Here is a 12,342-nt window from a genome sequence, read left to right as displayed (position 1 = left end):
CTCAGTTCCCCTCCAGCCGGTTCTCGAACAGCGTCGAGCGCCGCCCCCGCAGCACGATGTCGAAGCGATAGGCGCGCGCGTCCATCGGGATCGTGTTGGCCCAGTCGAGCGGCGCGATCAGCCGCTCGACCGCCGCCGGGTCGGCGATGGTGCGCACGATGGGGCATTTCCAGATCATCGGATCGCCCTCGAAATACATCTGGGTGATCAGGCGCTGCGCGAAGCCGTGGCCGAAGACCGAGAAGTGGATGTGCGCGGGGCGCCAGTCGTTCGGCCCGTTCGGCCAGGGGTAGGCGCCGGGCTGGATGGTGCGGAAGCGATACCAGCCCTCCTCGTCGGTGATGCACCGCCCGCAGCCGCCGAAGTTGGGGTCGAGCGGCGCGAGGTAGCTCTCCTTCCTGTGCCGATACCGCCCGCCGGCGTTGGCCTGCCAGACCTCGACCAGCGCGCCCGGCACGGGGCGGGCGTTCTCGTCCAGCACCCGGCCATGGACGACGATCCGCGGCCCGACCGGCAGCTCTCCGGGCTTCGCGAAGTTCAGGATCAGGTCGTCGTCGAGCGGCCCCAGCCGGTCATGCCCGAACACCGGCCCCGTCATCTCCGAGAGCGTGTTGTCCAGCGCGATCAGCGGCTTGGTCGGCGAGCGGGTGACCGAGGTCTTGTAGCCCGGCGCGTAAGCGGGGGGGTGCTGGTCGCGGTCGCGGGCGAAGAAGGCGCCCGGCAGGCCGCCTGGACTATTGCGCATCCTCGGCCTCCTCGATGCGGTCGGCCAGGATCTTCTTGGCCAGCCGGAAGGCGGTGTTGGCGGCCGGGACGCCGGCGTAGACGGCGACATGCAGCAGCATCTCGCGGATGTCCTCGGGGGTGGCGCCGGTGTTCTCGGTTGCGCGGCAGTGGAGCTGGAACTCCTCCTCCCGCCCCAGGCCCGCCAGCAGGGCCAGCGTGATCAGCGAGCGCTCGCGCTTGGTCAGCTGGTCGCCGGACCAGACGGTCCCCCAGGCGCCCTCGGTGATGAAGTCGACGAAGGGGGCGTCGAAGGGCGTCGCGGTCCCCTGGCTGCGGTCGACATGGGCGTCGCCGAGGACGCTGCGGCGGGTGGCTTCCCCAAGGGTGCGGCGGTCAGTCAAGGTCATGCTCCGAGATGAAGGACAGGAGCATCGCGGCGCAGGTGCGCGGATGCTCGACGCAGGGGATGTGGCCGGCCTGCCGGACGACCTCGAAGCGGGCGCCGGCGATCAGCTCGGCGGTGGCCTCCACCACCGCGGGGGGCGTGGCGCCGTCCTCGTCGCCCACCATCGCCAGCACCGGCAGCGACAGCTTGCGGGCCGCGTCGCGCAGGTCCGCGTCGCGCAGCGCGGCGCAGCAGGCGGCATAGCCCTCGACCGTCTGGCGGCAGACCATGTTGCGCCAGATCGCCAGCTCCTCGGAGCGGTTGGCGCGGAAGGCGGCGGAGAACCAGCGCTGCATCAGCCCGTCGGCGAGGGACTCGATCCCCTGCTCGCGCACCTGGGCGATGCGGCTCTCCCACATCGTCGCGTCGCCGACCTTGGCGGCCGTGTCCATCAGCACCATGGCGCGCACCAGGTCGGGCCGGCGGGCGGCCAGCGACTGGGCGATCAGCCCGCCGATCGACAGGCCCACGACCAGCGCGCGGCGCACCTCGAGGTGGTCGAGCAGGGCCGCCAGGTCGTCGGCCAGCGCCTCGATCGTGTAGGGGCCGGGGGGGCAGTCGGACAGGCCGTGGCCCCGCTTGTCGTAGCGGATCAGCCGCAGCCTCGCGGGCAGCGCGGCCGCCATCGCGTCCCAGACCCGCAGGTCCGATCCCAACGAGTTGGCGAACACCACCGGCAGTCCGCCGCGGTCGCCCTCGTCGCGAAAATGGATGACGCCGCCCCCTGCGCGGAACGCGTGCATGGCCTCCCTCCCCTGTCGTCTCGGCGGGCCCGGCCCGCTCTCGCCGCCGTCCGCGGAGGGCGGCGGAGGGGTCAACAGCTATCGCCCAGATCCCGCCGCTGTCGAGCCCTCAGACGGCCATTCCAAGGCGGACTTCATGCAAGAGGGGCCATGTCGAGGCGGCTCTAGCCCTTCCGCAGCGGGGACCTAGATTGAGATCGGAACAGAAAGGAAGCTGCTGATGTCTCCGAAGGACACCAATGGACGTGCAGGCCAGGTCCGGGCGATCACCCGGGCGGTGTCGGTCATGCGCGCCCTGTCCGAGAGCGCGGACGGCCTGACCCTGTCCGAAACCGCCGCCCAGTCCGGACTGGCCGCGTCGACCGCGCACCGGATCCTCACCACGCTCGAAAGCGAGCGATTCGTCCGCTTCGAAACCGCCAGCGGATGCTGGCACGTGGGCGTCTCCGCCTTCACCGTCGGCGCCGCCTTCGCCCGCACCCGCGACGTGATCGTGCTGGCGAAACCCTACATGCGCCGGCTGATGGAAAGCACCGGCGAGACGGCCAACATCTACCTCGAGTCCGGCGGCGAGATCGTCTGCATGGGCCAGGTCGAGAGCCGCCATGCCATGCGCGCCCTCACCCGGGTGGGCGGGCGCACCAAGATGCACTGGTCGGCGGCAGGAAAGGCGATCCTCGCCCAGATGCGCCCCGAGCGTGCGCGCCGCGTGCTCGAGGAGCAGGGCATGGCCCGCGCCACCGCGCGCACCATCACCGATCCCTCCGCGCTCGCCGCGGAGCTGGAGAAGATCCGCGCCGAGGGCGTGGCGGTGGACGACGAGGAGCACGCCGACGGCCTGCGCTGCGTGGGCTCCGCCGTGCTGTCGGAGAACGGCACGGCGGCCGCGGCGATCTCGGTCTCGGGCCCGCGCAGCCGGATCTCGGACGAGCGTCTGGAGCAGCTCCGCGACGCGGTCGGGCGGATCGTGTCCGAGGTGACGCGCGAGTACGGCGGGCGCCCGGCGGGAAGCTGATCCGCCTGCGCGCCTGCGCCGCCCTCGGCGCGGGTCGATATGTTGCGAAACCCCTCTGGACGCGCCCGGCGCGGGTTGCTAATAGGCAGCCGCGCCGCGAGGCCGGACCTGATCCGGCGTAGCTCAGTGGTAGAGCATCGGACTGTTAATCCGCTGGTCGTAGGTTCGAATCCTACCGCCGGAGCCAATCTCCGGCCTCGTGCGCCGAACGGGCCTCCCCACGGGGAGGCCCGTTTCCGTTTCGGCCCCCTTCCTGCGCCCGTCGGCCCGGGATCAGGCCGGGCGGGCCCATTCGAAGATCAGCACCGCGCCGCGCGCGCCCTCGCCGCCGTCGGGGTCCTCCGTCGCCTGGATGCGCACCGAGAGGCGCTCGCCCCGGTCGTCGCCCTCGCAGCGGCGCGAGGGGCCGCCGCCGACCACCTCCGCGACCGCCGCGGGAAGGTCGAAGAAGGTCGGGCGCGGGCCGATCACGTCGACCGAGCGCATCACGTCATGGGGCTCGAGCGCGAAGCGCTCGACGATCAGGGCGCTGAACCGACGCACGCGGCGCTGGGAGTCGACGTAGATCACCCCCACGTTCAGCATCCGCAGCACCTGCTCGATGTTGGCGTTCAGATCCGAGAGCTGCACGATCTGGCGCTCGTGGTCGGCGCTGACCGAAACCAGCTCCTGGTTGACCGCGTGCAGCTCCTCGTTCGAGCTTTGCAGCTCCTCGTTCGAGGCCTGCAGTTCCTCGTTCGACGCCTGCAGCTCCTCGTTGGAGGCCTGGAGCTCCTCGCCGCTCGCCTCCAGCCGCTCGGTGACGTGCTGGAGGGTCTCCTCGGTCAGGCGCAGGTCGCGCTCCAGCGCGACGATCCGGCGGCTGAGGATCAGCGAGTCCTCGTCGGCCGCCGCCGGCGGCGCGACGCCGACGGCGACGTCCTCCGCCGGATCGCCCGAGGCCGCGGGCTTCAGCCCCACCAGCATCAGCCGGCCGCCCTGCACCTCCTGCAGCGGTTCCACCCGCACGTCGCAGTGCCGCGTGCGGCCGTCGCCGAACTCGATCGTCACCCGGCGCTCGTAGGTCTCGAGCTGCTGCTGGCGCAGCTTCTCGGCGGCGACGTTGATGACGAAATGCAGGTCGGGGTGGACCACCTCCTCGACCGTCCATTCGGCGAGGTTGTTCATCGTGTCGATGTATTCGGCCGCCGCCCCGAACCAGGCCAGCACCGACCCCTGGTCGGTGACCAGGATCGACGAGGGCGCATAGCGCTTGAGCAGCGCGTCGTAGCAGCGGATCAGCGTGTCGCGGTCGCGGAACTCCGACACCGGCGCGCGGAACACCGTGGGGCGCGGCCCCGCGTGCCCGCGCAGCGCCGCGTCCGAGCGCGCCGCCGAACCCAGCTTGCCCGACAGCAGCTCCCGGTCCAGCACCCGGCGGTTGGTGGCCTTGCGGTAGAGCCGGCAGCGGGTGTCGACGGGCTGGAACTCGGCGGCGTAGCGCCCCAGGCTCTCGGAGGCCCCCAGCAGCAGCACGCCGTCCTTGCGCAGCCCGAACAGGAACATCGACACCAGCCGCGCCTGCGCCTGCTCGGTCAGATAGATCAGCAGGTTGCGGCAGGAGACGAGGTCGAGGTTCATGAACGGCGGATCGCTGAGCACGTCGTGGACCGAGAAGATGATCTTCTGGCGCAGCGCCGGCGAGACCACGTAGCGGTCCTGCACCCGGTCGAAGTAACGCTCGCGGATCTCGGGGGGCACGCGCGCCACCGCGTCGGCCGAGTAGACCCCCGCCGAGGCGATGTCGATCGAGCGGCGGTGCACGTCGGTCGCGATCACCCGGAAGCTGCGGGTGCGCCCGGCGGCGGCCAGCGCCTCGCTCAGCTCGATGGCGATCGTGTAGGCCTCCTCCCCGCTGGAGCAGGCGGCGACCCAGACCCGCAGGGGCGTGCTCGCCTCCGGCTCGGCGGCCAGCGCGTCGAAGACCTTGCGGCGCAGGGCGACGATCGATTCCTCGTCGCGGTAGAACTCGGTCACCCCGATCAGCAGGTCGTGGTAGAGCTCCTCCAGCGCCGCGGGGCTGCGCTCCAGCGCGGCGCGGTAGGCCTCCATGTCGGCGTAGTTCTCGAGGTGCTGGCGACGCTCGATCCGGCGGCGGACGTTCTGCGGCTTGTAGTCCGAGAAGTCGAGGTTGTGCGCTTCCTCCAGCAGCTTGAGGATGCTCTTGGGTCCCTCGGCCTCGGCCTCGGCGACGGGCGGCTTGCGCGCGCCGGTGCGGAAGAACTCGGCCAGCGCCCGGGGGATGTCGCGGGCCGGCAGCACCCGGTCGGCGACCTCGGAGGCGAGCGCCGAGCGCGGCATCGAGGCGAAGGCCGCCTCGGCCAGCGACTGCACCAGCACCATGCCGCCGGCGGCGTGAACGCTCTCGGCCCCGCGGGTGCCGTCGCTGCCCGAGCCCGACAGGATCACCGCCGCGGTGCGGGCGGGATCCCGCGCGGCGAGCGAGCTGAGCAGCGCGTCGATCGGCAGATGCGGGACCCCGTCGCCGGGCGCGAAGGCGCGGGTGCGGAACACGTCCCCCTCCAGCGTGGCCAGGGTGCTGGGGCGGTTGAGGAAGATCGTGTCCGGCGCCAGCCGCGCGCCGTCCTCGATATGCCGGATGGTCAGCTTCGAGCGGCGCGAGAGCAGCTCGTGCATCATCGACTTGTAGTCCGGAGACAGGTGCTGGACCACGACGAAGCACCACCCCGCATCGAGGGGCGCGGCCTCGAACAGGGCCTCGAGCGGCTCGAGCCCTCCCGCGGAGGCGCCGACGACGACGAGCGGAAGGGCTGCGGCGTCGTTTGCGGCCGGATCCGGACGGCGTGTCATGCGTTGCGTTTCCCCTCGGCGTCGCTACCTCATAAGGCGTAACACAACTTTCGACCACATCCATGGGGAGTGCAGCGACGTGGCGCGGGTGCTGATCGCGGACGACGAGGTGGCCTATCTGGACGCATTCTGCGAAGGGATGGAGGCCCTCGGGCACGACCCGACCGCGGTGACGCACCGCGACCAGCTTCTCGAGCGGCTGCAGGCCGCGCGCTACGACATCGTGTTCCTCGACGTGGTGATGGCCGGCGGCGGCGCGATCACCCTGATCCACGAGGTCGGGAAGCTCGATCCCGACCTGCCCGTGGTGATCATCACCGGGCGCCCGGAGCTGATCGGCTCGCCCCTGTTCCGCGAGGGGCTGCGCGCGGCGCGCGCCAAGGTGCACAAGGCCACGCCCCTCGCCCATCTCGACCAGCTCGTGCGCCGCCATGCCCGCGCCCGCCGCGAGGCGCGGGGGCGCACGGGATGAGGCGCGCGCCGCCCCGTCCGCGCGGACCGGCGGCCGGCGCGGCGACGCGCCGGCCGCGGCGCGCCGGGCGGGACGCGGGCTGATGCCCGCGACGCGCCGACGGCTCGAGACCTGGTCGCGGACGCTGGCCGCGCTGGTGCTGGTCGAGACGCTGGCCGTGCTCGCGCTCGGCTGGGGCCTGGGGGTCGAGACGCTGGTGCGCCTCAGCCCGCAGGGGGCGGCGATGGTGCCGGCCACCGCGACGATGCTGGGCGGGATCGCCGCGGCGCTGCTGCTCCAGCTCCACGGCGGGCCGGCGCTGCGCGCGGCCGGGCGCTGGGCGGCGGGCGTGGCGGCGGTCGTCGCGGCCCTGCGCGGGAGCTCGATCGCGATCTCCTACCTGCAGGCGCCGCCCGGCGCGGGCGACCGCATGGCGCTCGCGACCTCGCTGGGGCTGCTGCTGGCCGGCCTCGCCGTCTTCTGCGTCGGCGGCCGCAGCTGGCTGGCCGAGCGCGTGGTCTCCTCCGTCGGGGCGCTGGGGCTGACGCTGGCGCTCGCCGGGCTGGGGGCCTGGCTGCTCGACCGGGCCGCCTACGACACCTCGATCGTCTTCACCGGCATGGCGCCGCACACCGCGGCCTCGCTGGTGGCGCTGTTCCTGGCGGCGCTGCTGGCGCGGCGCGACTCGCGCCTCGCCCGGGTCGCCTTCGGGCCGGGCGCGGGCAGCCGCGCGGCGCGCCTGCTGCTGCCGCTCGCGGTGCTGGGCCCGCTGCTGCTGGCCGAGCTCGCCATCGAGATCGACGCGCGCGGGCTGATGCATTCCAGCCTCTGGTCCACCGCGCTCGCCGCGGCGCTGGCGCTGGTCTCGACCGTGACGGTGCTGCGCATCGCCGCCCTGCGCAACCGCCAGGAGGCGCTGCTGCGCGCCGAGGAGACGCGCCTGCGCACCGCGCTCGACGGGATCGACGCCGCCGTCTTCCTGTTCGGCCGCGACCGACGCCTGAAGATGAGCAACGCCGGGGCCCTGCGGCTCTGCGCAGGCGAGGCTTCGCCCGAGGCCTGGCTGTTCAAGACCCGCTTCCACGCCCTGGGCGACCGCCGCCGGCTGACCGAGGCCGAGCGTCCCGCCCGCCTGCTGCTGGAGGGGCGCAGCGCGGGCGACCTCTTCGTGGGCTGGCAGGACCGCCGGGGCGCCGAGCACGCCCTGCGCTTCAGCCTGCGCCGCGGGGCCGACGAGGAGATGATGATCCTCTCGGTGCTCGACGAGACCCAGGGCTGGATCCTGCGCGAGAACCTGACCCGGACCGAGCGGCTGGACGCGATCGGGCAGATGGCCGGCGGCATCGCCCACGAGATGGCGAACATCTTCGGCGTGGCGCGGCTCAGCGCCGACACCGCCCTGCTGACCGGCGCGCCGGAGGCGCAGGCCCGCCACCTGCGCGCCATCCAGGGCGCCTGCGCGCGCGGCGCGGGGCTGACCGGGCGGCTGCTCGGCCTGACCCGCGACCAGCCCGACGACGCCGAGCGCTTCCGCCTCGCCCCGGCGCTGGACGCCTTCGCCGAGATCGCCCGCGCGGCCTTGCCCGCCTCGGTGGCGCTGAGCGTGCACGAGCGGCGGCAGGACGGGGCGGACGCCGGGGACGAGGCCTGGCTGCGCGTCTCGCCCTCCGACTTCCAGGCGGCGCTGCTGAACCTCGCGATCAACGCCCGCAACGCGATCGTGGAGAGCGGCGCGGCCACCGGCCGGATCGAGGTGCTGGCCACGGTCGGCGAGACGATCCGGATCGCGGTGCGCGACGACGGCCCGGGCATGAGCCCCGGGGTGCTCGGCCGCGCGGCGGAGCCCTTCTACACCACCCGCCTCGGCCGGGGCGGCAGCGGGCTGGGGCTGGCCATGGTCGACAATTTCGCGCGCAAGGCGGGCGGATCGCTGCAGCTGGCCGCGGCCCCGGGGGGCGGCGCCTCGGTCGAGCTGACCCTGCCCCGCGCCGCCGCGGACCCGGCCGCGCCCGAGGCGGCCGAGGACGCGGCGCCCAGCCTCGCCGGCCGGCGGATCCTGCTGGTCGAGGACGATCCCGCCTTCGCCGACGTCTCCGCCGAGCTGCTGCTGGCGATGGGGGCCGAGGTGTCGCGCACCGCCACCGGCGAGGAGGCGCTGGCCCTCGTCGAGAGCGGCGCGGCCTTCGACCTGCTGCTGACCGACGTGATGCTGCCCGGGGAGATGGACGGCTACCGGCTCGCCACCGGAGTGCAGGCGGCGCTGGGGCCGACGCCGGTGATCTATCTCTCGGGCTACGCCGACGCGCTCAGCCGCGCCGGGCGCGACACGCCCGGCCTGGTGCTGCGCAAGCCGCCCAGCGCCACGGCGCTGGTCAACACCGTCGACCTCGCCCTCAGGCGATGAGCCGCGACCGCTCGACCTGGCCCAGGTCGTAGTCCAGCGGCGCGAGCACCGCCTGGGCGGCGGGGAGCGGGCGGTCGAAGAACTCCCCCTGCCCCATCCGGCAACCCAGGCCGCGCAGCGCCGCGAGCTGGTCGCGGGTCTCGATCCCCTCGGCCACCACGTCGAAGCCGCAGCGCCCGGCGATGCCGGCGATCGCCTCGATCACCGCGCGCGCATGTTCGCCCTCGTGCAGGCGCTGCACGAACTGGCGGTCGACCTTGAGCACGTCCAGCGGCCAGCGGCCGAGGTGCTGGAGCCCGCCGTAGCCGGTGCCGAAGTCGTCCATCGCGAGCTTCGCGCCCCGGGCGCGCAGCTCGGTCAGGTTGCGGTGGATCTGGCCGTTGACGTCGCCGAGCATGATGTTCTCGGTCACCTCGAGGGTGATCGTCGACCAGTCGAGCCCGCGCTCCGACAGTTCCGCCTGCAGGTCGAAGGCGAACTCGGGGTTCATCAGGTCGAGCGTGGTGAGGTTCACCGCCAGCCGCGCGCGCCGGGCGCGGGGGCCGTGGCGGCCGCGCCAGGCGGCGAAGACGTCGAGCCCCTGGCGCAGCATCTCCCGGGTCAGCAGCTCGGCGTTGCGGTGGTCGCGGAAGATGCCGCTGAACTCCCCGGGCAGCAGCACGGCGCCGTCGATCTCGATCCAGCGGGCCAGCACCTCGAAACCCAGGCACTGGCCGGTGTCGAGGTCGACGAGCGGCTGCAGGAACGGGACCACGCGCCCCTCCCGCACCGCGCGGGAAAAGCCCTTGGCGAGCTCGCGCCGGTTGAAGCGGCGATGCGGGCCGGGGCGGAAGTGGACGATGGCGCCGCGCCCCGAATCCTTGGCGGCGTAGAGCGCGGCGTCGGCCTTCTCGAACAGGCTCGACAGCGTCTCGGCCTGCTCGGGGCTGCGGCTGACGCCGATGCTGACGCGGCCGAGGTCCGGCTTGCCCAGCATCGCGGCGGCGCGCTGGACCGAGGCGCGGCACCGCTCCAGAAGGCCCGCGAGATAGGCGTGCCCCGGCCGCGGCAGGTCGACCATCATCGCGAACTCGTCGCCCCCGATCCGCCCGATCAGCGCGGTGTCGGGCAGCGACGCCTCCAGCGCCCGGGCGACGGTGCGGATGTAGGCGTCGCCGAAGGCGTGCCCGAAGACGTCGTTCACCCGCTTGAGATGGTCGATGTCGAGCAGGATCAGCGCCCGGTCGCGGCTGGGCTCCGCCAGCCGCCGGCGGGCGAGGTCGCGGAAGGCGCGGGTGTTGCTCAGCCCGGTCAGCGCGTCGGAATCCACCTGCCGGCTGAGCCGGCTGCAGCGCGCCTCGATCGCGCGCAGGTCCGCCGCGCGCGCCAGCGCGTCGAGCAGCGCCGACAGCGCGAAGTCGAGGATCGGCCGGCAGGCCTCGAGCGCCGCCGGCCGCGGCCCGGCGGCGTCGAAGGCGAAGGCCGCCGCGGCGAGGGGCGCGCCCGAGGCGTCGCGCAGCACCAGCCCCGCGAGGCTCCCGGGAGGATCCCCGGGCGCGGGCCGCTGCGGCGTCGCCGCGCCCGCCTCGTGCAGGAGACGGCGGTTGAGACGGTCGAGCGCCGCGGTCTCGGCGCGCTCGTCCTCGCGGCGGTCCCCGACCGGGCGCCCGTCGCGATCGCCGTCGAAGGCGCCATTGCGCTCGCCGTCGCGATCCCCGGCGCGGCCCTCCGCCGCCGGCGGGTCCTCGGCGCCCGGCGCCGCGACCAGCAGGCGACATCGCCGGGCCCCCACCGCGGCCGCGGCCTGCGCGCAGAACCGCTCGAAAGCCGAAATCGGCTGCTTCTCTGCCAGCAAAACGATCCCCTCGTGCAATATGGCGGCGCTCTGCGGCAGGTGCGGGCATGGCGCCGCGACGCCCCCCGGCGTCGTCGTCGCGCGTCGTGTCCCCAGCCGTCCCCGTCCCCGCCTCCGTCCCTGTTCGTCGGCGATCCCGCCCGGCGGCCCCTCCGCCGGAGCGGGCCGCGGATCTGGCGAGGACTGTCGGTCGGCAATGGTTAACAAATCATTTCCAGGGCGCCCGAAGCCCGCGGCCCGGCCGCCCCCCGCCCGCGGCTTCCGCGCGCCGGGCGCCCGGCACGGCGCGCGGAAGCCGCGGGCGGGGGCGGCGCGGACCCGCGTCGCGGGCGGAGAGCGCCCTGTCGCTTGCGCGCTTCGCCTGCGGGCGCGGGCATGGCAGGCTTGCCCCGCGCCCAGCCCCCCCCTCCAGCGCCCGAGGTTGCATGTCCGACACCGCCCCCCTGACCGGAACCAGGCTCCCCGGTCCCGCCGCCGCCGGCTGGCCGGCGGGCTTCGCCGACCTGTTCAAGATCGGGCTCGGCCCCTCCTCCTCGCACACCGTCGGGCCGATGCGCGCCGCGGCGGCCTTCGCGGCGGCGCTCGACGGGCTGGCGGTGGCGCGGCTGCAGGTGACCGCCTACGGCTCGCTCGCCTGGACCGGCAAGGGCCACGGCACCGACAAGGCCATCGCGCTCGGCCTGACCGGCGCCCGCCCCGACGAGATCGACCCCGAGGAAGCCGAGCGCCTGTGGCGCGACATCGGCGAGACGCGGAGCCTGACCCTGCCCTCGGGCGCGACGGTCCCCTTCCACCCCGACGCCGACATCCACCTCGACAAGCGCACCCACGTGCCGCGGCATCCCAACGCCATGTCGCTCGCCGCCGTCTCCCCCTCCGGCGTCACGGTGGCGGAGGAGATGTACTACTCCGTCGGCGGCGGCTTCATCGAGCGGGAGGGCGACGCCGCCGCCGCCGCCGCGCCCGTCCCCGACCCGGTGCACCGCTGGATCTCGGCCGAGGAGATGCTGCGGGCGGCGGAGGCCTCGGGCCTGAGCGTCGCGCAGATGCAGCTCGCCAACGAGGACCGCTTCCGCCCCCGCGCCCGGACGCTCGCGCTGGTCGACCGGATCGCCGACGAGATGCTGGCCTGCATCGACCGGGGCCTGACCGCGCAGGGGATGCTGCCGGGCGGCCTGCGCGTGCGCCGGCGGGCGCGGGCGCTGACCGAGGGCATGGACCAGGCCTCGGGCGTGAACATGCAGCCGGCGGACGCGCCGATGCGCCGGGTCGCCTCCTGGGCGATCGCGGTGAACGAGGAGAACGCCGCCGGCGGGCGCGTGGTCACCGCCCCCACCAACGGCGCGGCCGGCGTGATCCCCGCGACCCTGCGCTACGCCCGCGAGTTCTGCCCGCTGGTGGACCGCGAGGGCCCTCGCCGCTTCCTGCTCTCGGCCGCCGCCATCGGCGGGATCGTGAAGCGCAACGCCTCGATCTCGGGGGCGGAAGTGGGCTGCCAGGGCGAGGTGGGGACCGCCGCCGCCATGGCCGCCGCCGGCCTCGCCGCAGCCCAGGGCGGCACGCCCGCGCAGGTCGAGCACGCCGCCGAGATCGCGCTCGAGCATCACCTGGGCATGACCTGCGATCCGGTCGCGGGCCTCGTGCAGATCCCCTGCATCGAGCGCAACGCCTTCGGCGCGACCAAGGCGATCCTGGCGGCCTCGCTGGCCCTGCAGGGCGACGGCCAGCACCGGGTGACGCTCGACCAGGTGGTCGAGACCATGCGCCAGACCGGGCTCGACATGAACGAGAAGTACCGCGAGACCTCCCGCGGCGGGCTCGCGGTGAACGTGCCGGAGTGCTGAGCCTCGGGGCGCTCGCCCGGGCGTCGCCTC

General features: G+C 74.1%; 9 protein-coding genes and 1 tRNA gene. 5 read left to right on the top strand and 5 right to left on the bottom strand.

Annotated elements, in window-relative coordinates; translation table 11 throughout:
• Window position 1 precedes the first annotated feature (1 nt).
• Genes pcaH through pcaD form a run of 3 tightly spaced genes read right to left on the bottom strand, consistent with a single transcriptional unit; the run spans window position 2 to window position 1,914 of the window.
• Window positions 2-745, bottom strand: a complete 744-nt coding sequence (pcaH, locus tag BM064_RS22805) for a protocatechuate 3,4-dioxygenase subunit beta (RefSeq protein WP_092864497.1) — start codon at window positions 743-745, stop codon at window positions 2-4.
• On the bottom strand, window positions 735-1,127 hold the full coding sequence (gene pcaC, locus BM064_RS22800; RefSeq protein ID WP_425426190.1) for a 4-carboxymuconolactone decarboxylase: 393 nt from the start codon (window positions 1,125-1,127) through the stop codon (window positions 735-737). Before pcaC ends, pcaH begins: the two co-directional genes overlap by 11 nt.
• Complete coding sequence (gene pcaD / locus BM064_RS22795; RefSeq protein ID WP_092864491.1) at window positions 1,120-1,914, bottom strand: 3-oxoadipate enol-lactonase; 795 nt, start codon at window positions 1,912-1,914, stop codon at window positions 1,120-1,122. Before pcaD ends, pcaC begins: the two co-directional genes overlap by 8 nt.
• Window positions 1,915-2,134: 220 nt before the next feature.
• Between pcaD and BM064_RS22790 the strand changes: the two genes are divergently transcribed.
• Both BM064_RS22790 and BM064_RS22785 read left to right on the top strand, forming a co-directional pair.
• Window positions 2,135-2,929 carry an IclR family transcriptional regulator gene (locus BM064_RS22790; RefSeq protein WP_092864488.1) on the top strand — a complete coding sequence of 265 codons (795 nt, stop codon included), beginning with the start codon at window positions 2,135-2,137 and terminating at the stop codon, window positions 2,927-2,929.
• A gap of 112 nt (window positions 2,930-3,041) precedes the next feature.
• Window positions 3,042-3,116, top strand: a tRNA-Asn gene (locus BM064_RS22785).
• 86 nt (window positions 3,117-3,202) lie between these two features.
• Here the strand turns inward: BM064_RS22785 and BM064_RS22780 are convergent.
• On the bottom strand, window positions 3,203-5,779 hold the full coding sequence (locus BM064_RS22780; protein WP_092864485.1) for a CheR family methyltransferase: 2,577 nt from the start codon (window positions 5,777-5,779) through the stop codon (window positions 3,203-3,205).
• A gap of 79 nt (window positions 5,780-5,858) precedes the next feature.
• Between BM064_RS22780 and BM064_RS22775 the strand changes: the two genes are divergently transcribed.
• Together BM064_RS22775 and BM064_RS22770 are read left to right on the top strand one after the other, a co-directional pair.
• Window positions 5,859-6,251 (top strand): response regulator, encoded by a 393-nt coding sequence (locus BM064_RS22775; protein WP_092864482.1) that lies wholly within the window; start codon window positions 5,859-5,861, stop codon window positions 6,249-6,251.
• Between the two features lie 82 nt (window positions 6,252-6,333).
• Window positions 6,334-8,634, top strand: coding sequence for an ATP-binding protein (locus BM064_RS22770; RefSeq protein ID WP_143103428.1), 2,301 nt, complete (start codon window positions 6,334-6,336; stop codon window positions 8,632-8,634).
• Here the strand turns inward: BM064_RS22770 and BM064_RS22765 are convergent.
• Window positions 8,624-10,468, bottom strand: coding sequence for a putative bifunctional diguanylate cyclase/phosphodiesterase (locus tag BM064_RS22765; protein ID WP_177236375.1), 1,845 nt, complete (start codon window positions 10,466-10,468; stop codon window positions 8,624-8,626). The genes BM064_RS22770 and BM064_RS22765 overlap by 11 nt on opposite strands.
• Before the next feature lie 425 nt (window positions 10,469-10,893).
• Here BM064_RS22765 and BM064_RS22760 point away from each other — a divergent pair, with 425 nt between their 5' ends.
• Window positions 10,894-12,312, top strand: a complete 1,419-nt coding sequence (locus BM064_RS22760; RefSeq protein WP_092864474.1) for an L-serine ammonia-lyase — start codon at window positions 10,894-10,896, stop codon at window positions 12,310-12,312.
• Window positions 12,313-12,342: the final 30 nt, after the last annotated feature.

The organism is Albimonas pacifica (genome assembly GCF_900113695.1).
Lineage (GTDB): Bacteria > Pseudomonadota > Alphaproteobacteria > Rhodobacterales > Rhodobacteraceae > Albimonas > Albimonas pacifica.
This window is presented reverse-complemented; position numbering and strand designations above follow the sequence as displayed.

Excerpts from the sequence above, each read along its gene's own strand:
- pcaH (WP_092864497.1), bottom strand. The coding sequence starts at position 745 with ATGCGCAATAGTCCAGGCGGCCTGCCGGGCGCCTTCTTCGCCCGCGAC.
- pcaD (WP_092864491.1), bottom strand. The coding sequence starts at position 1,914 with ATGCACGCGTTCCGCGCAGGGGGCGGCGTCATCCATTTTCGCGACGAG.
- BM064_RS22770 (WP_143103428.1), top strand. The coding sequence starts at position 6,334 with ATGCCCGCGACGCGCCGACGGCTCGAGACCTGGTCGCGGACGCTGGCC.
- BM064_RS22780 (WP_092864485.1), bottom strand. The coding sequence starts at position 5,779 with ATGACACGCCGTCCGGATCCGGCCGCAAACGACGCCGCAGCCCTTCCG.
- BM064_RS22790 (WP_092864488.1), top strand. The coding sequence starts at position 2,135 with ATGTCTCCGAAGGACACCAATGGACGTGCAGGCCAGGTCCGGGCGATC.
- BM064_RS22760 (WP_092864474.1), top strand. The coding sequence starts at position 10,894 with ATGTCCGACACCGCCCCCCTGACCGGAACCAGGCTCCCCGGTCCCGCC.